At 35.0% G+C, this 26,048-nt stretch carries 23 protein-coding genes; 20 read left to right on the forward strand and 3 right to left on the reverse strand.

Annotated elements, in window-relative coordinates:
* Nucleotide 1 precedes the first annotated feature (1 nt).
* The 8 genes from SLH52_RS13645 (at nucleotide 2) to SLH52_RS13680 (ending at nucleotide 9,421) form a co-directional block, all read left to right on the forward strand.
* Nucleotides 2-1,009 (forward strand): AAA family ATPase, encoded by a 1,008-nt coding sequence (locus SLH52_RS13645; RefSeq protein ID WP_320209833.1) that lies wholly within the window; start codon nucleotides 2-4, stop codon nucleotides 1,007-1,009.
* Nucleotides 1,006-1,881 carry a DUF58 domain-containing protein gene (locus tag SLH52_RS13650; protein ID WP_320209834.1) on the forward strand — a complete coding sequence of 292 codons (876 nt, stop codon included), beginning with the start codon at nucleotides 1,006-1,008 and terminating at the stop codon, nucleotides 1,879-1,881. Before SLH52_RS13645 ends, SLH52_RS13650 begins: the two co-directional genes overlap by 4 nt.
* A gap of 9 nt (nucleotides 1,882-1,890) precedes the next feature.
* The gene (locus tag SLH52_RS13655) at nucleotides 1,891-3,702 is read left to right on the forward strand and encodes a BatA and WFA domain-containing protein (protein ID WP_320209835.1); all 1,812 of its coding nucleotides are present in this window, start codon (nucleotides 1,891-1,893) and stop codon (nucleotides 3,700-3,702) included.
* Nucleotides 3,686-6,532 carry a VWA domain-containing protein gene (locus tag SLH52_RS13660; RefSeq protein ID WP_320209836.1) on the forward strand — a complete coding sequence of 949 codons (2,847 nt, stop codon included), beginning with the start codon at nucleotides 3,686-3,688 and terminating at the stop codon, nucleotides 6,530-6,532. Before SLH52_RS13655 ends, SLH52_RS13660 begins: the two co-directional genes overlap by 17 nt.
* A gap of 172 nt (nucleotides 6,533-6,704) precedes the next feature.
* Nucleotides 6,705-7,298 carry an SCO family protein gene (locus SLH52_RS13665; RefSeq protein WP_413785531.1) on the forward strand — a complete coding sequence of 198 codons (594 nt, stop codon included), beginning with the start codon at nucleotides 6,705-6,707 and terminating at the stop codon, nucleotides 7,296-7,298.
* Between the two features lie 267 nt (nucleotides 7,299-7,565).
* Entirely contained in the window at nucleotides 7,566-8,354 is a 789-nt protein-coding gene (locus SLH52_RS13670; RefSeq protein ID WP_320209837.1) for an SGNH/GDSL hydrolase family protein, read from the forward strand.
* A gap of 28 nt (nucleotides 8,355-8,382) precedes the next feature.
* A complete protein-coding gene (locus SLH52_RS13675) occupies nucleotides 8,383-8,970 on the forward strand; it encodes a YpmS family protein (RefSeq protein ID WP_320209838.1) in 588 nt (195 codons plus the stop codon).
* A gap of 262 nt (nucleotides 8,971-9,232) precedes the next feature.
* On the forward strand, nucleotides 9,233-9,421 hold the full coding sequence (locus SLH52_RS13680; RefSeq protein ID WP_214484256.1) for a hypothetical protein: 189 nt from the start codon (nucleotides 9,233-9,235) through the stop codon (nucleotides 9,419-9,421).
* Between the two features lie 1,041 nt (nucleotides 9,422-10,462).
* Here SLH52_RS13680 and SLH52_RS13685 read toward each other — a convergent pair.
* Entirely contained in the window at nucleotides 10,463-11,083 is a 621-nt protein-coding gene (locus SLH52_RS13685; RefSeq protein ID WP_320209839.1) for a hypothetical protein, read from the reverse strand.
* Nucleotides 11,084-11,401: 318 nt separating this feature from the next.
* On the opposite strand from SLH52_RS13685, the gene msrB reads away from it, so the two are divergent.
* From msrB to SLH52_RS13735, 10 genes are all read left to right on the forward strand, one after another.
* Nucleotides 11,402-12,358, forward strand: coding sequence for a peptide-methionine (R)-S-oxide reductase MsrB (gene msrB / locus SLH52_RS13690; RefSeq protein WP_320209840.1), 957 nt, complete (start codon nucleotides 11,402-11,404; stop codon nucleotides 12,356-12,358).
* A gap of 327 nt (nucleotides 12,359-12,685) precedes the next feature.
* Entirely contained in the window at nucleotides 12,686-13,651 is a 966-nt protein-coding gene (gene uvsE, locus SLH52_RS13695) for a UV DNA damage repair endonuclease UvsE (protein ID WP_320209841.1), read from the forward strand.
* Nucleotides 13,652-14,246: 595 nt separating this feature from the next.
* On the forward strand, nucleotides 14,247-14,384 hold the full coding sequence (locus tag SLH52_RS13700) for a hypothetical protein (protein WP_320209842.1): 138 nt from the start codon (nucleotides 14,247-14,249) through the stop codon (nucleotides 14,382-14,384).
* Between the two features lie 139 nt (nucleotides 14,385-14,523).
* Nucleotides 14,524-15,429 carry an NAD(P)/FAD-dependent oxidoreductase gene (locus SLH52_RS13705; RefSeq protein ID WP_320209843.1) on the forward strand — a complete coding sequence of 302 codons (906 nt, stop codon included), beginning with the start codon at nucleotides 14,524-14,526 and terminating at the stop codon, nucleotides 15,427-15,429.
* 769 nt (nucleotides 15,430-16,198) lie between these two features.
* Nucleotides 16,199-17,545, forward strand: a complete 1,347-nt coding sequence (locus tag SLH52_RS13710; RefSeq protein WP_320209844.1) for an aspartate aminotransferase family protein — start codon at nucleotides 16,199-16,201, stop codon at nucleotides 17,543-17,545.
* Between the two features lie 38 nt (nucleotides 17,546-17,583).
* The gene (locus SLH52_RS13715) at nucleotides 17,584-18,276 is read left to right on the forward strand and encodes a CoA transferase subunit A (protein WP_413785536.1); all 693 of its coding nucleotides are present in this window, start codon (nucleotides 17,584-17,586) and stop codon (nucleotides 18,274-18,276) included.
* Nucleotides 18,261-18,923 (forward strand): 3-oxoacid CoA-transferase subunit B, encoded by a 663-nt coding sequence (locus SLH52_RS13720; protein ID WP_320209846.1) that lies wholly within the window; start codon nucleotides 18,261-18,263, stop codon nucleotides 18,921-18,923. The genes SLH52_RS13715 and SLH52_RS13720 overlap by 16 nt, the downstream gene beginning before the upstream one ends.
* A gap of 25 nt (nucleotides 18,924-18,948) precedes the next feature.
* Nucleotides 18,949-20,229, forward strand: coding sequence for a peptidase (locus SLH52_RS13725; RefSeq protein WP_320209847.1), 1,281 nt, complete (start codon nucleotides 18,949-18,951; stop codon nucleotides 20,227-20,229).
* Nucleotides 20,230-20,256: 27 nt separating this feature from the next.
* Nucleotides 20,257-21,681, forward strand: coding sequence for an aldehyde dehydrogenase family protein (locus SLH52_RS13730; protein ID WP_320209848.1), 1,425 nt, complete (start codon nucleotides 20,257-20,259; stop codon nucleotides 21,679-21,681).
* 233 nt (nucleotides 21,682-21,914) lie between these two features.
* Nucleotides 21,915-22,511 (forward strand): DUF6944 family repetitive protein, encoded by a 597-nt coding sequence (locus SLH52_RS13735; protein ID WP_320209849.1) that lies wholly within the window; start codon nucleotides 21,915-21,917, stop codon nucleotides 22,509-22,511.
* A 359-nt stretch (nucleotides 22,512-22,870) separates the two neighbouring features.
* Here SLH52_RS13735 and SLH52_RS13740 read toward each other — a convergent pair whose 3' ends face one another.
* Both SLH52_RS13740 and SLH52_RS13745 read right to left on the reverse strand, forming a co-directional pair.
* Complete coding sequence (locus tag SLH52_RS13740; protein WP_320209850.1) at nucleotides 22,871-23,134, reverse strand: DNA alkylation repair protein; 264 nt, start codon at nucleotides 23,132-23,134, stop codon at nucleotides 22,871-22,873.
* An 18-nt stretch (nucleotides 23,135-23,152) separates the two neighbouring features.
* On the reverse strand, nucleotides 23,153-23,428 hold the full coding sequence (locus tag SLH52_RS13745; protein ID WP_320209851.1) for an alpha/beta-type small acid-soluble spore protein: 276 nt from the start codon (nucleotides 23,426-23,428) through the stop codon (nucleotides 23,153-23,155).
* Between the two features lie 227 nt (nucleotides 23,429-23,655).
* Between SLH52_RS13745 and ablB the strand changes: the two genes are divergently transcribed.
* Nucleotides 23,656-24,558, forward strand: a complete 903-nt coding sequence (gene ablB / locus SLH52_RS13750; protein WP_413785532.1) for a putative beta-lysine N-acetyltransferase — start codon at nucleotides 23,656-23,658, stop codon at nucleotides 24,556-24,558.
* A gap of 78 nt (nucleotides 24,559-24,636) precedes the next feature.
* A complete protein-coding gene (locus SLH52_RS13755; protein WP_320209979.1) occupies nucleotides 24,637-26,034 on the forward strand; it encodes a sigma-54 interaction domain-containing protein in 1,398 nt (465 codons plus the stop codon).
* Nucleotides 26,035-26,048 lie beyond the last annotated feature (14 nt).

Here is a 26,048-nt window from a genome sequence, read left to right on the forward strand (position 1 = left end):
CGTGGTAGAATTAGCACAAAAAGAGCAACAATTACAAGCAGTTGCAGATAAGATATCAAAATCTAAACTAGAGATTTCTAAATTTATAGTAGGGCAAGAGGACGTGGTTGACCAAGTATTATGGACGATTTTTGCGGGTGGACACGCATTGTTAGAGGGGTTACCCGGACTTGGAAAAACGATGCTTATTCGAACAATTTCTGAGGTGATGAACTTGGATTTTTCAAGAATACAGTTCACTCCAGATTTAATGCCTTCTGACATTACTGGGACAATGATGTTAGAGCCTAACGAGCAAGGAAAGCAAAACTTTGTTTTTCACGAAGGTCCAGTCTTTGCGAATATTGTCTTAGCTGATGAAATTAACCGTGCAACACCTAAGACTCAAAGCTCTCTGCTTGAGGCCATGGCTGAAAAAACAGTAACTGTTATGGGTGATACGAAAAAATTAGCAGAGCCCTTTTTTGTTCTTGCGACCCAAAACCCGTTGGATACTGAAGGTACGTATCCATTACCAGAAGCTCAAATGGATCGATTTTTATTGAAAATTAACGTCGATTACCCTACGAAAGAACAACTGAAGGAAATTATCAAAAAGACAACAACAACGACAACACCATCATTACAAAAAGTGATCAACCGTGATGATATAGTTGAAATCCAAAATCTTGCTAAAGAGATACTCGTTAGTGACGATGTGTTAGAATTCGCAACCAATATCATCGTTGCAAGCCATCCTACGAATGAATCTTCACCAGAGATGATAAGAAAGTTTGTTCGTTATGGCTCAGGGCCTCGTGGGTTACAAAGTATGATACAAATCGGCAAAGTGCATGCGTTAAGTAATAGTAGAGTTCATCTTTCAAAAGGAGATATTAAAAAGTGTGCGAAAGCTGTTTTACGGCATCGGTTATTTTTAAATTTTGAAGGTGAAGCTGCCGGCATTAGTACAGATACCATCATTGAAGAATTAATTACAACTGTTGAGCAAAGCGTGAATAAAAAATGACCAAAATTTTAGACAGTGCTTTATTAATTCGTCTTAATAAGTATCGAATTCAGTCAAAACGACAAAAGCGTGGCTTCCAACAAGGAGCAAGAAGATCAATGAAACAAGGGCAATCATTGGACTTTTCGGATTATCGTCAATATCAGCCAGGTGATGACTTGCGACAAATTGATTGGAATATATATGCACGTACAAACAAGCATTATATTAAGAGATTTTTAGATGAACAAGAATTAGTTATTTCTTTATATTTAGATTGTTCAAAATCAATGAATCTAATTGACGAAAAATGGCTTTTGGCTAAAAGGTTAGCAGCTACACTTGGATATATGTCATTAAGTCATGATGATAGAGTTGGGATTTTTCCAGTATGTTCTACGGACTCTCCGTTTTTTTATAAAAAAGGGAGAGCATATGCTAACAAGGCTGCTTTTTATATAAGTGAGTTAACAAATAGTGTATCAGAACAAACTACATTTTCGCAAAGTATTGCTAATAACATCGTTCCTAAATCAGGTGTGAGCATCATCATAAGTGACTTTTTAGAGCCACTAGATGATATAACGGCTGCTCTTAAAAAAATTCAGGCGAATAGACAGGAATTATATGTAATTCAATTATTAACGGAAGAAGAAACTAATCCAAACTATCAAGGTGATTTAAAATTAATAGATAGTGAGATGAATCTACAAATGAATGTTTCAATGTTACCTTCAATTAAAAGAAATTATGTGGACCGTGTAAACCAACATACTGAGGATCTAGAGCAATTTTGCTTTGATCGTGGAATTGGTTTTATAAGATGTTCTACAAACGAAACAATTGAAGAAATTATTTTTGAATCGTTGATGCCAAAAGGTTGGATTGTGTGAGGTGAGTAGATGGGATTAATAGCGCCAACATATTTGTTGTTAAGTATCTTTTTATTAGTAGTTATCGCTTTTTATTTATTTAGAAAAAAATATCAACAGCAAGTGATTCCATCGACACTGTTATGGCAACAAGTGATGCAAGAGTGGGAAGCATCTAAATGGTGGAGGAGGTTGCAGCGTCACATCCTGCTATACTTACAACTGCTAATCCTTTCCATGATTATTATCGCTTTAGCCCAACCGTATTTTAATGATTCAGCAATTGAAGGGGATCACATTGTTATCGTGGTAGACACATCAGCATCAATGAGTGCTAAAGAAAAAGAAGAAAGACGTATTGATATAGCAAAAAATGAGATTGCAAAAATGATAGATAAATTACAAGCTCAAAAAGTCACAATTATTGGGTCGGGTAAGAAGCCGGAAATATTATTATCACAAGATCCGAATAAGCAAAACATCCGTAAAGTGATCAGTGATTTACAATTGTCTTATGAGAATGCTAACATTGCTGAAGCAATTCAATATGGAGCTGCGTTATTAGCAGATGATACAGGTGAAATCCAAGTTTTTTCTGATTCGGTTATGGAGGAAGACATAGCTACAATGTTTGTTGACGAGAGGATTGTCGTAAATAACATCGGTACTTCAACAAATAATATTTCTTTAAGATCCTTCGGTGTCGGTGAAATTGGTGATGAGATAAGGGCAGTTGCGTCTGTAGCAAATGATTCAGCGAGCAAGGTAATATTTACAATAAATATTGAGTCGAATGGTAAGCAATTGCATACATCAAAGGAAGAAATTGAGCCTAAAACAATACGTGATATTCAAATTCCTCAACTGCCTGAATACGATTATTACAAAGCAACAATTCATGTAAATGATGATTATCAGCTCGATAATAGCAGTGTTGCTTTTATGAATATAAATGATGACCCAACCGTCAATCTAATAGGTAATGTGAGTCCATTTATATCTAAAGCACTCGTCAATATGAGTAAAGAAGTAGTTCAAGCAGACAGTGTTGATGACCTCACAGACAGTGACGAAGGAGTTTATATCGTAAGTAATTTACCTGAAGACAAATGGCCCGATGGTCCGTTAATGATTCTGTCACCTACCTTAGGTGGTTCTTATGAAGTAAAAGAAAAAGTACAACTTGAACAAGCAATTGAAGTGAAGAGTAATGATCCGTTATTTCAATTTGTTAACATGAATAATATTTACGTTCAAAATGCGTACCCACTTGAAGGTTTAGAACTATCTACAATTGCATCTAGTGGTAAAACGGATCTTATTAGTAAGGGCACATATGAAGGACATCCTATAATTTTCTTGTCCATGGATATCGAAGATTCAGATTGGCCTCTACATGCAAGTTTTCCGATCTTTTTATATAATGCGGTCACTTATTTAACTGAGCAGAATTCTCAACTAGGTTATTTTTCTCCTGGTGAGGTAAGAGACGTTTCTTTATCGACGGATGCGTCAAGTCGTTCTATTCTTAATGAAGATTATGAAGTAGTGAAGGAAATGACTATGGATGATGGGGTTTTAGCAGTTCCAAATGAACCTGGAATTTATAGGTTTATTGAACGCGGTGAAGATGGACAGAAGGAAAAGTTATTTGCAGTCATCTTAGAGGAAAGTGAAAAGAAGATGGTGTCTTCAGAAAGTTTTGTCTTAGCTGAATCTGACTCTAAAGCTGAAAACAATACAAGCAAACGGCATAATGTCGCTTCATACTGGTTTATATTAATTGCCACTATGATATTAATTGTGGAATGGGAGGTGTACCGACGTGGGATTAGAGCTTAAGTATCCTCTCCTGCTCTTACTATTTATACCTGCAATTATGACGATTGTGTTCTTTGCGAAAGACAAAACACAGCTAGGTAAGATTGAAAAAGTGTCTGTTATCACGCTTAGATCGATCATATATACATTATTAATCCTTGCATTGACGGTACCAACTATATTATACCCAATTAATGGAGTGACGACTGTATTTGTCGTCGACCGTTCGGCAAGTGTCGGCCAACAAGAAATCAAGATGGTTGGGGCTGTGGAAGATGCGGTAGATAAGAAGGAAGTAGAGGACCGCTATGGTATCGTATCTGTTGCTGATAATGCATCTGTAGTTCGTTCCATATCACCAAAACCGCTGAATACGACGCAGTTGCCTGTTATGGAAAAGACAAATTATACAAATCTAGCAGAAGGTATTCAACTCGCTTCGTCTATGCTGTCGAATGCAGGAGGTAGAGTTGTAGTATTAACAGATGGGAATGAAAACGTAGGTGATGCTTTGCAGGCTACAAAATTTGCAGCACAACAAGGTATAGAAATTGATGTAATGCCATTTGCACCTACAACTAAAACTGATGTAGCGATAGAAAGCCTTGAAGTACCATCTACATTATATGTAGGGGAACAAGCCAAGCTTAGTATAGATATTGAAAGTAATCAAGATATGAACGCTACTCTTCAAATCACAAAAAATAATGAACAAATTATTAGTGAAAAGATTGATGTAAAGCAAGGAAGAAACAGTTATTCCTTTTCTCATATTGTAGATTCTACTACATTACATTCATATAAAGCAGAAATCATTGCAGAAGGTGATGAAGTACAACAAAATAATGCTGCCCATGCTGTTGCTACAGTAAAAGGGACACCAACTATTTTGATCGTTGAAGGCAACGAAGGTGATGGGGATAATTTAGCAAACGCGATTAATTCAGCGAGCTTGAATATAGAAAAAATTAAACCAGAGTTATTGCCTACCAATATTGCTGCTCTGCTACAATATGACTCAATCGTCTTTGCTAATGTTTCAGCTACAAAGGTCAGCCAATCACAAATGGAAATGATTAAAACGGCTGTAAATGATTTCGGTGTAGGTTTCATCATGACAGGTGGTATGGAAAGCTTCGGTCTTGGTGGATATTTTAAAACACCGATTGAGGATATTCTTCCTGTGGATATGGAGCTTAAAGGTAAACAAGAAATGCCGTCCTTAGGAATGGTCATTGTGTTAGATCGTTCAGGAAGTATGGCAGGTTATAAAATGGACCTTGCTAAAGAAGCTGCTGCACGTACGGTTGAATTATTAAGAGATAAAGATACTCTTGGTTTTATCGCTTTTGACGACAAACCATGGCAAATTGTTGAAACTGCACCTCTAGATGATAAACAAGAGGTAGTAGATAGTATTCGTTCAATTCAGGAAGGTGGAGGGACAGCTATTTTTCCCGCTTTACAGCAAGCGTATGAACAATTAACTCCTCTAGAGTTAAAACGAAAACACATCATTTTATTAACAGACGGTCAATCTGCAACGAATGCTGACTATAACTCATTAATATCTGATGGATTAAATGACAATATTACGATTTCGACTGTTGCAATTGGCTCAGATGCAGACCGAAGATTACTTGAATCTCTAGCAATGGAAGGAAATGGGCGTTTCTACGATGTTGCTGATGCCTCAACAATTCCTAGTATATTGTCTAGAGAAACGGCTTTGACTACTAGAACATACATTGAAGATAATCCTTTTTATCCTACACCAATTGCAGGTACAAGTGTATCGCAATTGTTTGGCGAGGGCATTCCGAAAATGAATGCTTATATTGCGACGACAGAAAAGGGAAGGGCTGAAACAGTTCTTACATCTGAAAAGGGTGACCCAGTGCTAACTCGTTGGAAATCCGGTTTAGGTAAAACAATAGCTTGGACGTCTGATCTAAAAGGTGAATGGGCAGGAGCTTGGCCAGCATGGAATGAGTGGCCTGTTATGTGGAATGATCTAATTACGTGGACGTTACCTACATTTCAACAGGATGCGTATGATGTTGTTCAAACTACAAATGGCAAAGAAGTAGTACTAACGATTGAATCAGCCGACACAGATTTAATGCCATTAGAGAGCAAGCTTGTGGACGACCGTGGTTCAGAGGTTGATGCAGAGTTACGGAGTATAGCTCCAGGAAAGTATGAAATGAGCTTTGCTGCTGAACCTGGAATTCATTATTTGCAATTAATGAAGCGTGAAGGAGAAGAAATTAAGAGTACTTTTAACAAAGCTATAGTAGTTCCATATTCAAAAGAGTTTGAAGTAAAAAAAGAAAATGATCCATTACTTCAAGACATTGTAACGGTTGGGAATGGTAAGCTATTAGAGAGTCCTGAACAAGCATTTCGAGAGTTAACTAATAAAAATGTGAAAAAGCAAACAATTGAAGAACTATTACTGTTACTAGCCTTCTTCCTTTTTATATTAGAAATTGCTATAAGAAGATTTGGGATACAGCCGTTTATTGCCAAAGTAGCTACCATGCGCTCAAAACAACAACATGAAGCTGCTGTCCAAAATGAAAAAATAGAAAAAACGTTCGGAAGATTACAAGAAAAGAAAAAGGTATCTACACAACGTAGCCATCGAGTAGCGAATAAGAATATGACTAAAGATGGAACAGTAACAAAGAATGTTAGTAACAAGCCTATTTCTGCTGTTAAGCAAAAGGAAAATAAGATTCTCAAAAATAATGGTGATATTAAGTCGAACAGTAAAGTTGATCAAACCGATGATCATGAGGCTCGGCTAGAGCGATTATTAAAAGCAAAAAATAAACGACGACGTTAATTGTGACAATTTAATGTCTGTGACATTTCTTTCTTTACGATGAATAGTGCAATATACTATCTTTAATGTTGGAGTGTGGTGTATTTTTCTATTATAATCATTAATGGTTGAAAAAATTGACTGTATAAGATGGGTATCTTTGACAGTTAATGCGAAGAAAGGAATCGATCGTATGACAAAAAAATATCTTGTTTTTATCACAATGTCTTTATTATTTATCCTAGCTGGATGCGGAAATACTGAATCAGATAAGGCTGCAATTCCGAATCAGGTGCAATATCCTGTTGAAGACTTTACTTTTACTGACCAAAACAGTGAGCCATTTGGGCTTAACGACTTAGAAGGAAAAGTATGGGTAGCCGATTTTATTTTTACTAATTGTACGACAGTATGTTCTCCGATGACTGCAAATATGGCAAGATTACAACGTATGTTAGAAGAGGAAGGAATAGAAGGCATTGAATTCGTATCCTTTAGCGTAGACCCTGAAGTGGATGCCCCAGAAATACTAGAGGAATATGGGACGAAGTTTGATGCGAATTTTGACAACTGGCATTTTTTAACTGGATATGAGCAAGGTTTTATCGAGGAGTTTGCAACAAGTAACTTTAAGACAATTGTCCAAAAGCCGAAAAATGAAGATCAAGTTATACATGGTACCGACTTTTATTTAGTTGATCAAACCGGTACAATTATTAAGTATTATTCAGGAGTAACAGATACACCATATGACGAAATCGTTTCGCATATTAAATTGCTGCAATAGATTAATGGTGATTTAGTAAATATTAACACAACGTCGGTGGTTCATTTTATGAGTCATCGACGTTTTTGATTAACATACAATATAGGGATGAAAAATTTAGGTTATATTTAGAAAAAGAAGGAATTTATCTTGTCTATGTCAAAATAATTAAGACCTCACTGTGTTCCTAAATTACCAATAATTTTTCATATGAATGCTACATGTTACAAATTACAAGTCACAAACTAATGATACTTAACCTATATCGTAAAGCTTGAGGGTGTTGTCATGAAAATCAGGTTTTGGATAGTATGTATTAGTTGCTGCATCTTATTGGTAAATCATCATGCCTATGCAGAGATGAGTGAAGCAGATGTAATAAAACATGAAGCAAAACGAGTAAAAGACGCGTCAAGTGGCGTTGTTTCTCTCGTTGCACTTGGGGATTCTATAACAAAAGGTGTTGGAGATAGCTCTGGAATGGGTGGGTATCCTGGCTTTTTGAAGGAGTTATTGATAAAGGAAAGTTATGTACATAAAGTTACAATGAATAATTTCGGTAAACGAGGTTTGCGTAGTTCGCAATTATTAGAGCTCGTTAAACAAAATGAAATTATTCACTCCTTAAAGAATGCAGATATAGTCGTAGCTACGATAGGTGGCAATGATATTATGAAGGTGGTTCGTGATAACTATTTCGAGCTAACAATTCCAATGTTCGATAAGCAACAACAAAACTATGAAAAAAATATAGGCGAAATATTAGCAGCTATAAGAAGTGAAAACCCCTTTTGCATTATCGTTATCATTGGATTGTATAATCCATTTAGTGTTTGGTTTGATAATTTGGAAGAAATAAATATAATTATGCGAAAATGGGATGAAGTAAGCAAACAAATTGCTTTGAGCCACAAACAGACCCTTTTTGTGGAAATTGGAGATTTATTTGAAAAGAATACGAAAGCGTTACTAAATAACGATTATTTTCATCCCAATACATTGGGTTATCAACTAATTGCAGAAAGAGTGTATGATAGCTTGAAACAACGCTACCAACAATTTCAAAGGAGTTTTTAAGCTAAAATTTAATTAAGTAGGGATTATGATGAAAGAACAATATTGGAAGTGGCTTTTTTTAGGACTATTGACAATAAATATAATTGTTGTTTTTTATGTTAGTTATTTAATCATGCAGTCGGATGATCATGTCCGATTAGAAGAACGATCTACAACAGATAATGAATATTCAGAATTTTTGATAAGAACGAACAAACAAGAACTTAATGAATTAATCAATTATAATATTAAAAAACAATCGAAAGATCAACCAATTGAATACGAAGTGATTCTAGGAGAAACTGTTGAGCTTATAGGAACAGTTTCAATGTTTGGGAATAAAATAAATATGGTAATGGACTTTATTCCTGATCTGCAGGAAGATGGTACGATTGTTTTACAACAACAATCGATGTCAGTTGGGAACCTTCAAATACCAGTATCTGCTATATTAAAATATATTAGTAATCATTATCCTATACCAGATTGGATTACCATTCAGCCTTCACAGAAGCTTATAAATGTTAACTTTAACGAATTACAGATAGATGATGATGGAATGAAAATGAAATTTAATAAATTTGACTTAGCAAATGATCATATTGAGATGGTTTTATTATTTCCAGCTTTAAACTAAGTGTAGTATCGAGATTTACTGAACACACGTTACTAAAGGTTGTTTTCAAATTAGTACTATAAAAAGTGTTTTATATTGTTAGAAAAGACTACACGAAATTTAGTTGTGTAAGTGTATACCTCTTAATACTAATAACAACAATTAATGCGAAAGCAGACTTATTAAAGATTTCTTGGTGCTACCCCCACAAACTGCAAAATATTAGTCGAATCATATGTTAAACGGTAAATCGACCATATTTTTTTTGGAGGGAGCATGGAAGATGCAAGTAAAAGGACAATTCCACAATTATATGCAAGGGACGTTTAATGACATCATAGCAGAAATAGATAAGTTAGCGAATTTTGCGAAAAATCCCAATGTACTTAATGAGATAGAAATTGAAAAGTTAGAACTGAGCTTAAAGCAAAATGTGAAAGCGATTGAATATTTAACGACCGAACAACAATGAAATCTTTCTTCATATTCATGATTAAGAATAACAATAGGTGGGGAATTTACCCCACCTATATATAAAAGAACAATTATTTTGTTATCTTCATTTATAAAAGCCAAGAGGTTTTTGCTATTGTTGTATCGTTCTCTAAAAGTTAGTTTTCCGATCATAAACATAGAAAGAACGAGTGACACAAGAACCATTAGACAAATAGATTAAAAAAACTTAATTTAAAACCCCGTACATGTCCGTTCATTTCTTCCTTTACTTCTTCTATATGAGTATGAGAGTATGCCCAAACAAACTTGAAATATATATGTTAATTGTTTGAATCTTTTAAACGCCTTACTTCATCTTCCAATTGGTTTATCCGCCTATTTATACGATAAAAAATTGGAGCATATACAATAGCAATAAAGATAACAATACCCCAAGACAAGTATCATCACACCTTTGTTAATTTTTTTGTATAATTATAGCATTACTACCGAACAATTCCAATATGTGAAACTGCTAAGCAATCTTTAGCGTTATACTATATAGTTTTTAAGACTAACAATAATCATATATAATTTTATGATTCATCATAAGGGATTTTATGGTATATTAGTAAACCGCTATTTTCTAATAATACTTATATAAATTTTATTAACGTAGTAGTTATTGAATTGGCATGAGGAAAAGTGGCAATTTAACTAACCCAATTTTTTCTATGTCAATAAATATATAATTTAAGCTATCAATACTATCAGTAATAGCATCAGCGCAATTGTTATATTATGATGCAATTATCGTCGATGAGCTTGGTTTAGGGGGATATGAAATATCTTTTTATATGTTCTTTATAATATTAATATTTGGGTTTATTAACCCAATCATCTTTCTTGCAGGAGACAGTAAACAAATTGACAACTAATATAGCAATGAGCCATGCTTTCGGAACGTCTTAAAATAAAATAAGCTGATTTTTGAGTTATTGATAAATACCAAATAATAGTTAGTAACTATGATAAGAACTTCTAAGTTTGTTAGTTCAATCACTACATTAATTATATATTATTCAAATTCACCATGATTTAATGCATCAGGATAAACATCTGTTTTGAATATTTTTCCTGTGGAATCGTTTTTAATGAATACTAGAACCTTATTATCTTCTAATTTCACACTATTAAAGAGTTGATAATACATAGCTGCCCTCCCTATGTCTATTGAAGCAAAGCTATCATTACTGTTCTCATACTGTTCGCGGTCAACTAATAAAGTGAATTCAGAAAATGACTGATTATGGATGACGTCTTTTATCGATACAAAATTGCCAAATTTATTATGTTCAATCCATTCAATCGTCTCTAATAGACTATTGTACATTTCCTGCTTCATTTCCTTAAATTTTGATGTAGTCATAGTGCACGTAACAGAACCGTCACTGTTATAATTTACTTCAGTAATTCCATCAGAAGCTACCAACTCAATATCATTTCCTACGAATAATGCAATTGGTAATGTTATTTTTACATCTAGTGGTTCTTTGTTGAGATCAACCGGTTCCTTTTCAGCTCCTGTAATGACCACTTCAGTTTCATTGTATTTTTCAGGCTGTGATACATCAAATTGACTACTACAAGAAGATAAATAAATGGTAATTATAGCAAGATATAAAAGCTGTTTTCTCATGATTTTAAACACCTCCTTATAATTATTGTCTAAGAATTTTTATGGCATAGGTTGTAGTGTTATTTTTTCTATGAAAAACAACTATCAATGAGAAAACAGCTAATTAAATATACAAAACTGGGAAAATAATAATCCAGAACAGCGCTAAAAAAATTATTGACTTTTAGCTAATAACGATAAGTTACGCCACATTCTTGTGCAATCATTTAATTATCGTGGAGCTCGATATTCGCATAATTGTATTATAAGCTCAATCTTTTGCATTTTCTTATAAAAAAAATGTATCATCAATTACATACAATTGAAAGGTGTGTTTAGATGAGAAATAATGAATTAGCTACTTTTGCTGGGGGCTGTTTTTGGTGTATGGTTAAACCTTTTGACGAGCAACCAGGCATTAACAAATTAATATCTGGTTATACTGGTGGACATAAAGAAAATCCAACATACAAAGAAGTATGTTCTGAAACAACAGGTCATTACGAAGCTGTTCAAATCTCGTTTAATCCAGAGGTTTTTCCGTACGAGAAATTATTAGAATTATATTGGATGCAAATTGATCCGACAGATGCTGGTGGACAATTTCATGACAGAGGGGATTCATATAGAACGGCAATCTTCTATTATACAGAAGAACAAAAGAAATTAGCTGAACGATCGAAAGAAGATCTCGAAAGAAGTGGAAAGTTTAAACAACCTATTGTAACAAAAATTTTACCTGCAATGAGATTTTATCCAGCTGAAGAATATCATCAAGATTATTACAAAAAAAATCCGTTTCGCTATAAAATGTATCGACAAGGCTCAGGGAGAGATACATTTTTGAAAAAACATTGGCGAGACACAAAAAAAGATGAACAATTAAAGCAAAGGTTAACTCCAATTCAATATGAAGTTACACAAAACAATGGTACAGAACCACCATTTAAAAATGAGTATTGGGATAATAGGCAAGAAGGAATTTATGTGGATATTGTGTCAGGTGAACCGTTATTTAGCTCTCTCGAACAATTTGATTCAGGCTGTGGTTGGCCTAGCTTCACTAAACCAATATATGAAACAGGTGTCAAAGAAGAAATGGATGTAAGTCATAATATGGTAAGAACTGAAGTGAGAAGCAAACAAGCAGACTCTCATTTAGGTCATGTTTTTGAGGATGGTCCAGGGCCAAACGGTTTACGCTATTGCATTAATTCAGCTGCACTAAAATTTATTCCTAAGGATAAGCTAGAAGAACAGGGCTATGGTGATTTTAAAAGACTATTCAAAAAATAAAGTCTTTTGTTAACAATTCAGATTGCTTTTTTACTAAAATTTAGATTGTTTTCATCAATATATAATAAAAAAGACAAGATGACATGAATGCTAGCTGTCCAAGTGATAATTTTATTATTTCGTATAGTAACAAGCTATGCATTTACAGAGAATAAAAATATACCATCGCTTAACGGATAAAACCCCCTCTAAAAGATAGGGACTTATCCGTTAAGTTCATTTATATGAACTTTAACATAAGCTCTACATATCATTTTAATTTTTGTTAATAATGAAGATGACCGCAATAATTGCTTTACTCATCTTGACTATTGTGAGGTAAATACTATGACGATCGTTCGACTTGGATATGTTGCAATGAGCATGGAACTGGCAAATTCCTCTCCATCAAAAACAATGACCTTCTCACAATTTCAGAAAATACAGGACCGAGAGGCAGCATTGCATAAATTGGAACAAATATCACAGTTAAATTTAAACAACACTTTCAAGCATTTAAAACATAATGTCGCTTCTGATGTTCATTTTTATCGTTTCTCTTCACGACTAATTCCATTAGCAACCCACGAGGAGCTTGTTGATTGGAATTTTTTAAAGCCATTAAAATTGTTACTGCGTGATATTGGTAGTTTTGTCAACAAGCATCGAATGAGGATCGACTTTCACCCTGACCACTTTGTCATCATAAATTCTCCAAAAAAACACGTCTTACAAAACTCATTAAAAACTTTAAAGCTTCACTATATACTATTAAAGGCAATGGGAATTGATATAACCCACCGTTGTGTCATGCATGTTGGAGGTAACTATAAGGAAACAGAAAAATCACTTGAGCGATTTGTAGATAATTGGATGGTTGTACCAAGAGCAATTCAAAAAATGATCATGCTTGAAAATGATGATACTTCTTTTACAGTTGACGATACACTATATTTATGTGAAAAACTAAATATTCCACTCGTCTTCGATTATCACCATCATCTCGCACATCATCAGCAAGAAAATTGGCAAATGAACTGGCAACGTATTGTGAATACTTGGGAAACTTCTCCACTCCCAATTAAAATGCATATTTCAAGTCCGAAAAGCGAAAAAGCTTTTCGTCATCATGCAGATTATATTGACCTCCCTATGTTCATGCGTTTTTTGAGTGAGATAAAAGGTAGCATTTCACAAATTGATTGTATGATTGAAGCGAAAAGAAAGGACGAAGCATTGTTTACAATTATGGAACAGTTAAAGATGGTAGAACATATTGAAATAATTGATGGCTCTACATTTTACATGAAATAACAAAGCTCTTTCTTACACTTTGTTGTCTTTCTTACGTAAATTTGAATAATGGATGTGGATGATATAAATCTTTATAATCATTTCAGATGAAAAGATTACCCCGAAAGTTACCTATATGCGTATCTGGATCTTATTATGAAAAGCATCAATTAATTTTGAAATGAGCTAATAACAAATAGCTACAGCACTAGACCTACTGGATGTAATGATAGAGGTCCTTTTTTTACTTACAACTATTGAACAGATCCCTGCTAATTTAGAAAAGAAAATTAACAACTGTTATACTATACGATAAAAACATTATGTAAACAAGAGGTTAACCATCTTTATCCAAAAAATGATACATTGACGAACGATGGTAGCTTTGTATGTATTTCGGCGTATTTACTTCGTTATTCCCATATTGTGTAAAAACTCGTACGAAATTGTTTTCACTTTGAGTTTTTTTGTACTTTGAATAACGAGCAGCTATTGCAACATAGTTGAAAAATTGAAATAATGCGTAATCAGTGTCCAAACTAGGCTAGTGCATATCGAAACAGCTTTTCGGTCATGATAAGTATGGTAGGAGTTTGGTTTGTTTGGAGGTATATTTATGCTTAACAATGATTATGAAATAAAATTAATTTATGAAGCAAATGATGCAGAAATCGACAAAAGAAATAAAAGAGTTATTGAAAGTAAGAAACAAGTGCCTTTTAAATCGAGAAAGAACAACCGTCGACAGGTTTAAGACAGCTTGCTTTCAAACAAATAATTTGACTCAGATGAAGAAATGAAACATCTGAGTCCGTTTTTACTGTTTATTATTGATCTAAAAGGTTAGTTGTAATGATAAATAACTAAAAAAAATATTGTGAAGGGTGTGGAGAATGGTGGAAAATGATTGTCTCATTATTGGAGGAGGAATAGCAGGACTACAAGCAGCAATCCAACTAGGGAGATATAACCATCGTATTTTAGTCATTGACAATAACCAAGGGCGGTCTTCAATATGCCGTTGCTACCATAATATATTGGGCTGGCCTCATGGTGTAAGTGGAGAGAAGCTTCGTCAATTAGGAAGAGAGCATGCGATAGGCTTAGGAGTGTGTTTTATCAAAGACAAAATAGTAGATGTAAAGAAACAGGATGAGCTATTTGTGCTAATAGGAGAAAAGGGGGATACATATAAAGCAAAAAGAGTGTTGTTTGCAACAGGTATTGTTGAACGTTTCCCCAACATTCCTAAACTTGTACCATGCTTAGGGTTAACGGTTTATGTGTGTCCGGATTGTGATGGATACGAAGTGACTAATAAAAAGGTTATAGTCATAGGTTCGGGAGATGTTGGTGCATCTCTTGCGATAACACTTACATATTGGTCGGAAAATATTGTCTATGTAAACCATGGTAAAGAAACTATCAAACAATCACTATTGAACAAGCTTAGTGAGCATCATATCACATTAGCTAATGAAAGTATTACAGAGATTATAGTACAAGGGGAAGGTCAGTTTACAGGAGTCCTATTTGGTAACGGAGAAGTCATTAAGGCTGATCGAGGCTTTATTGGCTTTGGAGGCAATAAAGTAAACAGTGAATTAGCATACAAGCTAGGAGTAGAACGAATGGAGAATCATCATATTGTCACAAATCATCGAACAAAAGAAACAAGTGTAAAAAATATATGGGCTGCTGGTGACATCACTATACATTCAGAGCAAGTAACGCTAGCGATGGGGGAGGGTGCCCAAGCAGCTATTTGGATCCATAAACGTATTCTTGAAGAAAGGTGAATTTGATCTTATTCAAACATCATTTAATATAAGTTACTAAACTTCGAACATATCCCATCAAGTGTTATTTTAGCTTTTTATAAAACAAAATTTAGGATGATACTATAACTTGGTGGTCATCTCGTGTTAATTCAACAATAATTTCCTCATCTTATCAATTTAATTTATAGCAATCAATAGTAAAGACTCATTATATATTCAACTATCCTCATATGTCACAAAACTTCTCTCGAACAAAAAAAGTAAGGAGCCAGAAACAATAATACAACATTTCCTGTTACCTACCATACTAAAACCACTAATTATTGTACCTTATATGTTGAATAATAAATAAATTTTTCTGAGGTAGAAAAAAGTGAATCTTTCTTACATATGATGTGTAAAGAGGATAAGTCGATATCCTAACTGTAAAAAATTAACTAGGAAATTTATAATCACATATTCTCATCTAGCAACGCCACAAGTGAAAGCTAAGCCTTGTTTACGATCCATTATTTATTAAGCGAAGTTACGAAACAATAGTTGCATACTTGGTTAATCCCTAGTAGGTAAATCAACAATCATTGTAATGTTCTTTTCGTAAACAATGTTGTTATTTTTACAAAAAAAGGACAGTATGTAGTGTTTTATGAGAGCTCAATACATTTAACAGTAAATAAAATACCAAAAACGCAGCGATAGACGTGCTTATGTCTAAAAACGTAAAGCAATAATCGATGCGAAAACAACCTTGCAAAAACAGCCTTTGTTAATGAAAGGAGGTTATAGTTTGGAGGAAACTCATTTAATTAAACCAACATTAGACAAAGAATACCCTATTATTAGTCATGGTAAAGGTATTTATTTGTACGATACGAAAGGGAAAAGATATTTAGATGGATCATCTGGAGCGATTACTGCAAGTATTGGACATGGGGTTCAAGAAATTATTGACGTGATGGCAGAACAAGCGAAAAAAGTTTCCTTTGTTTATCGTTCACAATTTACAAATGAACCTGCTGAACAACTAGCTAAAAAAATGAGTGAGCTAGCTTCAGGTGATTTTCATTGGTCATTTTTTGTAAATAGTGGTTCAGAAGCAACCGAAACAGCAATGAAAATTGCCATTCAATATTGGCAGGAGCGCAATATGAAAGGAAAAAATAAAATTCTATCTAGATGGATGAGTTACCACGGCATAACTATAGGTGCATTATCTATGTCTGGTCACTTAAAACGGAGGGCTCGATTTATTTCTTTACTTGACGATTTACCTATTATTCCACCTCCTTATTGTTATCGCTGTCCATATCATTCAACTTACCCTTCGTGCGAGTTAATGTGTGCGACAGAGCTTGAAAGAGTGATAAAACGTATCGGCGCTGAGAACATAGCAGCCTTTATTGCAGAACCGATTATTGGAGCTGCTGCTGGTGCACTTATTCCTCCTTCAAATTATTATCAAACAATTAAAGATATTTGTGAAAGAAATAATATTTTATTTATCGCAGATGAAGTAATGACAGGATTAGGGCGTACTGGAAAAATGTTTGCAATCAACCATTGGGATGTTGAACCTGACATTATCACCTTAGGGAAAGGGTTAAGTGGGGGCTATACACCAATAGCATCAACTTTAGTAAGCGATCATGTTATGCAGCCATTTATTAAAGGATCAAAAACAATCATGAGTGGACATACGTTTAGTGCGAATCCACAATCAGCAGCAGTAGCATTAGCAGTAATTAACTATGTTGAAAAACATAATTTAGTAGTATCAGCTGAAAAAAAGGGACATAGCTTGATGGAGAAATTGGATAAACTACGACAAAACAATCCAATTATCGGTGATGTTAGAGGGAAAGGTCTGCTAATTGGTGTTGAGTTTGTATCGGACATATTTAGTAAACTACCGTTTAAAGAAGAGGTAAATGTGACTGATATTGTTGTGCACAAAGCACAGGAGAGAGGTTTGCTTGTTTATCCGGCCAACGCTGGAACTGAAGGGGTTGGTGGTGATGCTGTATTAATAGCTCCCCCCTTGACTATTTCTAATGAAGAAATTGATGAACTAGTTAAGCTTTTTGAAATATCATTACAAGAAGTGCAAAAAGAATTGCAAATTATAGGGATGTAAGATTACTAGTATCGAGAGGTGAAATAGTGGTGTCTCGTATCGAAAACTCATTTAATAAAATTATTACCGCATATGATGCTGTAAAACAAATAACAGATAATAGCACGCTAATGTTCGGTGGTTTCGGAGGAGTTGGTAGTCCCCCAACGTTAATTGATGAAATTTTAACGAAAAGACCGAATAATTTGACGTTAATTGGTAATGATGCTGGATTTCCGGAAATAGGTATCGGGAAAATTGTGTGTGAAGGATTAGCTAGCAAACTTATTGCATCACATATAGGTTCAAATCCAGTTGCAGGAAAGTTAATGTCAGACAATAGCTTAACAGTTGAGTTTTCACCACAAGGAACTTTAGTTGAAAGAATCCGAGCTGGTGGAGTCGGTCTTGGAGGAATATTAGTAGATATTGGTATAGATAATGAAACTGTTAACCATGAAAAAGAAAGAATAACAGTTGATGGTATAGATTATTTACTAGAATCGGCATTAACTGCAGATGTGGCTATTATATATGCTAAGAAAAGTGACCCGTTCGGGAATCTAATTTATGACAAAACGGCTCAAAATACCAACCCTCTCGTTGCGATGGCAGGAAATTATACGATTGCAGAGGTTGAAGAAATTGTACCGTTAGGTCAAATTCAACCTGAAGAAATCGTTACGCCTGGTATTTTCGTCAATAGCATTGTTCAAAGCAAAGGAGTGAACTGGTCATGGGTATGGGAATAGATGTACGTAATCGAATAGCCAAAAGAGCTGCAGAAGAAATAAAGAATGGGATGATTGTGAATTTAGGAATTGGTATACCATCTTTAGTTCCGAATCACCTTCCACATGACATTCATGTCATGTTTCATGCAGAAAACGGAGTGCTTGGAATTGGTCCAAGCCCAAAAAAAGGAAATGAAGATGAGAATCTTTGCAATGCAGCAGGATATCCAGTCACGGTTGTAAACGGTGCTTCTTATTGCGACAGCGCTATTTCCTTTGGAATGATTAGACGCGGTTATGTAGATTTAACGATTTTAGGTTCGTTACAAGTGAGTCAAAACGGAGATTTAGCGAATTGGATTATACCAGGTAAAAAGGTACCAGGTATGGGTGGGGCGATGGAGCTGGCACAAAAAGCGCAAAAAGTTATTGTCGTAATGAGTCATGCAGATAAAATGGGACAATCAAAAATACTTGAAAAATGTTCATTACCGCTCACTTCAAAAAACTGTGTTCACATGATCATTACAGATATGGCAGTGATCCATGTAACGAAAGATGGTTTGCTATTATCCGAGTTAATGGCACCGTTCTTAGTTCAAGATGTTATTGATAAAACAGGTGCACTGCTACATTTAAGTGACAATCTACAAGTAATTCCATAATTGACAAGAAAGGAGCTTCTAATAAATGCATCATCACAAAGAGAGCATACATGAATGGATTAGTAATAATCAAACAAAAGCAACACAGTTGTTACAAAAAGTAGTTCAAGAGGAAAGTACTCAAGGAAATGAAGGGTCAGCTCAAGCTGTAATTATTGAAAAATGCCGGGAATTAGGTTTACAGATCGATATATGGGAACCTTCTATAAGTGAATTAACGACTAGTGCATATTTTGTATCAACACGGAAGAACTTCATTAATAGCCCTAACGTTGTTGCTGTATTGAAAGGATGCGGTGATGGTCGATCGATTATTTTGAACGGACATATAGATGTTGTTCCAGAAGGTGATCATAACCAATGGGATGTTGACCCCTACAGTGGGGAAGTAAAAAATGGACGATTATATGGTCGAGGGTCTACTGATATGAAAGGTGGAAATATTGCTTTATTATTAGCCATAGATGCCATTAAGGGATTAGGTATTAAATTAAAAGGTGATGTGATCTTTCAAAGTGTCATTGAGGAAGAGAGTGGCGGTGCTGGGACGTTAGCTACATTATTAAGAGGGTATAAAGCAGATGCTGCAATTATACCAGAACCTACAAATATGAAAATATTTCCTAAACAACAAGGGTCTATGTGGTTTAGATTAATGGTAAAAGGTAGGGCCGCTCATGGTGGTACTAGGTATGAAGGTGTTAGTGCGATTGAAAAAAGCATGTCTGTTATTACCCATATTGAACAACTTGAAAAAAAACGCAACGAAAATATAAATGATCCTCTATATGCAAATATCCCAATCCCAATCCCAATAAATATCGGTAAAATTTCAGGAGGAACTTGGCCATCATCAGTGGCTGATACGGTGATTATAGAAGGAAGAATGGGTGTTGCGCCGAATGAATCATTACAAGCAGCACAAGCTGAAATGGAAAAATGGTTAACAACCCTTTCTTTAGAAGATAGTTGGTTTGAACATAACCCAGTTGAATTGGAATGGTTTGGTGCTAGGTGGGTACCTGGAACGCTAAACTTAGACCATGAGTTAATCAATGTATTAAGCTCTAAATATCGTTTAATTATGAATGAACAGGCTATAGTAGAAGCCTCACCTTGGGGAACAGATGGTGGGTTGCTTTCACAAGTTGGCGATATACCTACAGTTGTGTTTGGACCAGGAGTTACAGAGGTTGCTCATTATCCAAACGAGTTTGTTGAATTAGACAAAATATTTCAAACAGCTGAGATTATCGCTTTGACAGTTTTGGAATGGTGTGGTGTGATTGAAGAAAATATTGAATAGATATAGTAGCAAATAGGGGGGAGTATGATGAAAAAACACCTGCTTATTAACGGAGATTGGATAAAAGCGAGCGAATATAGAGATCTATATGCCCCGTACAACGGTGATAAGTTAGCTGAGGTAGCGTTTGCAAATGCACGAGAAATAAATCTCGCGATTGATGCAGCTGATCGTGCGATTAAATCAATGGCACAGCTAACAGCTTTTCAACGTGCAGAAATTTTGATGAAACTAGTTGAATTATTAAAGGGTCGCCGTCATGAATGTGCTACGATTATCGCTACAGAATCAGCAAAGCCTATTAAGGCAGCTATTGTTGAAGTTGACAGGACGATAATGACATATACATTTGCAGCTGAAGAGGCAAAACGGATTAATGGAGAAACAGTACCAATGGATGCCGCTCCAGGGGGAGAGAATCGAATTGCTTACACGTTGCGTCAACCACTTGGAATTATTGCTGCAATCACCCCTTTTAACTTCCCAATGAATTTAGTAGCTCATAAAATCGGTCCAGCAATTGCAGCTGGAAATACAATTATATTAAAACCGGCTAGCCAAACACCACTGTCTTCTATTTACTTAGGTGAACTGTTAATGGAATGTGGGCTACCACCTGGTGCACTCAATATAGTGACAGGAAGTGGGGCAAAAATCGGAGAAAAATTAGTGATCGACAATAGAATTAAAGCGATTACTTTTACTGGAAGCCCGCAGATAGGAAAAAAAATAAAAAACCAAGCTGGCTTAAAGCGGGTGACTTTGGAGCTTGGCTCGAACTCCGCATTATTAATCGATAAGAATGTTAATTTAACTGACTTCATTGGGAGATGTGTTAATGGCTCTTTCTCCTTTGCTGGTCAAGTATGTATTTCATTACAACGTATTTATGTTCATGAAGAAATATATGATCAATTTGTTACGAGTTTTCTAGAAGAAACGAAGAAATTAAAAATTGGTAATCCGTTAGATCATACTACGGACATCTCTTCATTAATTTCAGAGCAAGATGTTGAGCGCTCTCTTAAATGGATAAATGAAGCGGTTATTGCTGGTGCTGAGCTAGTGATTGGGGGCCAGAGAAGAGCTAATAATACGCTTGAACCGTCTGTATTGCTAAATGTTCCTTCAACTGAAAAAATTTCTTGTCAGGAAGTCTTTGCACCTGTTGTGATGATTAATAAAATATCTTCAATGGAAGAAGGGATAACAGAAATAAACGAATCTAAGTATGGTTTGCAAGCAGGGATTTTTACGAATGATCTTCAACTTGCCCTTAAGGCAGCTGAACGACTAGAGGTTGGAGGTGTTATGATAAACGACATCCCAACGTTTCGTGTTGATCATATGCCTTATGGTGGGGTTAAAGAGAGTGGAATCGGGAAAGAAGGAATCAAGTATGCAATTGATGAAATGTTAGAAACAAAATTGGTATGCTTTAGAAAAATATAAACTATTTAAAAGTAAAAAAATACAGTTGTTATTTTTTGAACAGTCAGCTTCAAAGGACTATAAGGTATTGTTAAAGACTAGCTTTTCACACCCGCTACGGTCATCTGAAAAATATAACAATAATACTACGATTCTTAAAAAATGTGCTAAAAAATTAGGCTTTTCAATAAAATAAATCTTCTATTGTTGAATATGATAAGCATAACAATGAAAAGAAGATTGGTGGGTTACGAATGGTCAGTCGAGGTCAGCAACTTGAAGTTATAGGTGCTTGGTTACAAGTAGCAGGTACAATTATTGCTGCGATTGGCCAATCTGAACAAATTCCAGAGGAAGCTGGAATAGCCGAGGAGTTAATTAGTATAGGAAATGGCTTAGAAGCGGTGGGTAATTCATTACAGGCTGTAGGGAGAGAACAAGACTTACCAGCAAGTGGAGCTGAAGAGGCTGAGACGTTATTGATAATTGGTAGCTGGCTGCAAGCAGGTGGGAATGTAACAAATGTAGTAGGTAATGAGATAGATATATTAGGTGAAGAAGAGGAAGGTTTTCAGGTCTACTTGCTTGGTAATATAGTACAATCAATAGGAGCGGCGTTTGAAGCAATAGGTGCTAGTATGGAGGAGTCAGAGTATCAAAGTTTTGGTGTTATTGGCAATGGTCTTCAGACTCTTGGAACTGCATTAGATGCTATTGGGATTGTTTACATTTTACAAGGGCAAGAGGACCTAGGTGAACAAATTGCTAGAGTTGGAAGCTGGCTACAAGTAATTGGAGCTTCATTAGCGGCTATAGGGTTGACGAAAGAAACAAAGATCTTAAATGATTAATAATGGTGCCATTCGTAAGCTTTGTATTGTTATTATTACTAAAAAAATGACATTTACCAGTGTATGCTCATGGACGAGACATCAAAAACGTCTGTTTTATAATCTTCGTTCAAAATTAACATAAATCGTCAATATATGTTTATAAGTAGGCCAGCTTACTTTCGTAAACTTTGTTGCCATAGCAAGAACATAAAGTTGTCTTGCTACTCAAAAGTCATCGTTTTATAGAAGACAAGATGACATTTAATTTAGTCGAAATCGTGTTTATTTATTATTATGACGATAAACATGAAAACAGCCTTCAGTAAAACAAAATCTGACAAACAACGTCAGACTTTGTATGTGGTAGTATGAAGTCTTTAAGAATTTGTTGGAGGCGAATGGCTATGGTCATTTTGAAAATGTTCTGCCATTTTTATGAATCGCTGCTCGTCTTCGATTAATCCACAGCTTGCGCATTGAAGCTTTCTTGCTGGCCCGTTATATTGCAGATGAAACGGCTCGAGGTTGTTTAGCTCTTCTACTTCTCCATTCTCTAAGTTGATTTTTACAGGCGTAACAACTTGATCTATCATATTGAAACGGCTTCTAGCTTGACATGATGGACAGCTATAGCTTGGCATATATGAAACCTCCTATTGTTAGTTATTGACGTATAGTTTTTTTCCCATCTTAATTAGTTCTTTTACCATCGTCCCACCTATTTGACCACCAATTTTACCTGCATCAGTAGATGTTATGTGACCATTGTAATCATGAGATAGGGGTATATTTTTGTCTTTTGCTATTTCATATTTAAGACTGTTAGCATCATTTGTCAATGTTCGATAACCTTGCTGTTCCATTACTTTAAGTTTAAAATGTGTAACGGCCTCCCTAGCTTCAGGAACGAGGAGCTTTTTCCGGGAACGTGACATATTTTATCCCTCCTTATGGTATATATTGACCACAAATGTAAAACTCATTCAGTAAAATCTTAATTTTTTCTCCAGTTATAATAATTGTAAACCTTTTCAGATTGGACTTAGTTGTTCCGACATTGTTCCTAATAGTTTAAACTCTAGCTTGTAACAATCACAACAAAAACTGCCCAAAAAGAGCATATAGGTACAAAGTATGTTAATACAATAAATGGTGAAAAAAAATGGTAAATTTGTTACCATTTATTATAAAAGGGGGAGAAGCCTTGGCTGTTAAAAAGTACTTCGATCATATTCAACTAAAGGAAAGGACTTTCACTGCAGAAGTAACATTAGATTATTTCAATAAACGACTAAAGATTGATGACTACCGAGGGGATGTTGGGTCATTACTTGTAGCCATTAATGAATTTATACAAACACATTCTTTTACCAAAGGTATTGTAAAGGTAAGAAATGAGCATATACATACTTTTTTGCAGCATGGATTTATGGTAGAGGCAGTTTTTCAAAAATTGTTTAATGGTAGTGATGCGTATTGTATGTGTAAGTATTATGATGATTCCCGATATACAAGTAATAATTGGATAGAAGAAGATAAAATACTTACAGCAGTTCAAAAACTAGAGGATAGTGATCTTCGAGCGCAACTACCAGACGGTTATATAGTGAGAAAAGCAACTCATGCTGATGCTAATCATTTAGCAAAGCTTTATGCCACTGTCTTCGAAATATATCCTACGCCATTAAACGATCCGAAATACATAACTAAGATCATAAATAACGGAACAATTTTCTTCGTGGTTGAGCATCAAGCTGAAATCGTGAGCGCGGCCTCAGCGGAAATCAATCAAGAGTACAATAATGCAGAATTAACTGACTGCGCAACTTTGACACAGCATCGTAAATTTGGTTTGATGAAAATCCTCCTATTACAATTAGAACAGGAACTAATAAATCACAATATTTATTGTGCTTATTCAATCGCTCGTGCACTTTCATACGGTATGAATGCTGTGCTAAAGCAATTAGGCTACTCGTATACAGGAAGGCTTAAAAATAATTGTTATATATTTGATAAGCTTGAAGATATGAATGTGTGGGTGAAAGATTTATCAAGTAATTAACAATATTAATAATGCCAATATTCTGGCACTTATTGCCGATATTTAAGCATCATTTTAGAAGGGGGCTACCATTTGTTTATCGAACAGGTAAACACAGAGGAAATGGTTAAAGCAATATTAGGAAGTATAGATGAAGCAATTCATGTAGTAGACAATAATGGAGTGACCATTTTCTATAATAATATAGCAGCCAAGCATGACGGAGTGTCGATAGAGGAAGTTTTAGGGAAACACTTACTTCATGCATTCCCATCACTTACAGCAAAAACAAGTACTTTGTTGAAGGTCATAGCATCAAAAAAACCTATTTTTCATTTACCACAAACGTATAAAAACATTCGAGGGGAGTTAATCGATACAGTCAACACAACGATACCGATTATTGTAAATGATAACATAGTTGGAGCGGTAGAAATCGCTAAAGATTATTCGAAAATGAAATTACTTTCACAGAAGCTCATGGATCTACAGTCTAAGTTGAATATTACTACAAAAAAACCTAAGAAAATAAATGGGGCAAAATACACGTTTGAAGATATTTTAACAGTAAATAAAGCTGTTGAGCATGTGAAGGAGCAAGCAAAAAAAATAGCTAAGAACGCTTCTACTGTTCTCGTATACGGAGAGACTGGTAGCGGAAAGGAATTGCTTGTTCATGCTATTCACAATGAATCTACACGTAAATCAGGGGCTTTTATCGTGCAAAACTGTGCAGCTTTACCAGAAAATTTACTAGAAGGGTTGTTATTTGGGACAGTAAAAGGAAGCTACACAGGTGCTGTTGATCGTCCTGGTTTATTCGAAATCGCACATGGAGGTACGCTTTTCTTAGATGAAATAAATTCAATGCCACTAGAACTTCAAGCTAAGCTTTTACGTGTATTAGAGGATGGCCTAGTTAGAAGAGTAGGGAGTGAGTATGCATATCAAGTAGATGTGAGGGTTATCGTAGCATTGAATGAAACTCCTGCTAATTGTTTAAAAAACAACCAACTTAGACCTGACTTGTACTATCGCTTAAACGTCTTATCTCTAGAAATACCTCCCTTGAGAGCAAGGAAAGATGATATAACTTTTTTGCTTAAGTATTTTGTAGCTAGTTATAATCAATCTTCTGCAATGGAGGCAATACATATTAACGAAGAGGTTTATGATTATATTAACAATTATTCATGGCCTGGTAACATAAGGGAATTAAAGCATAGCGTTGAGTATGCGATGACCTTACTTGAAGGTAGAGAATTAACATTAGAGCATATTCCACATAACATCATATCCAGCGTGAACAAGAACAATGAAGTTCTAATTGATCGACATCACACAATTAAGCCGCTAAGAGAAGTGCTAAGTCAAACTGAAAAAACGATGATTAAATCAGCAATACAAACAGCCCAAGGTAATATTCAACAAGCAGCGAAGATGCTACAAATCCCTAGGCAAACGCTTCAATATAAAATGAAAAAGTTTAACCTATAGGAAAACTGCCAAAT

It is taken from the genome of Cytobacillus sp. IB215665, assembly GCF_033963835.1.
Lineage (GTDB): Bacteria > Bacillota > Bacilli > Bacillales > SM2101 > Nanhaiella.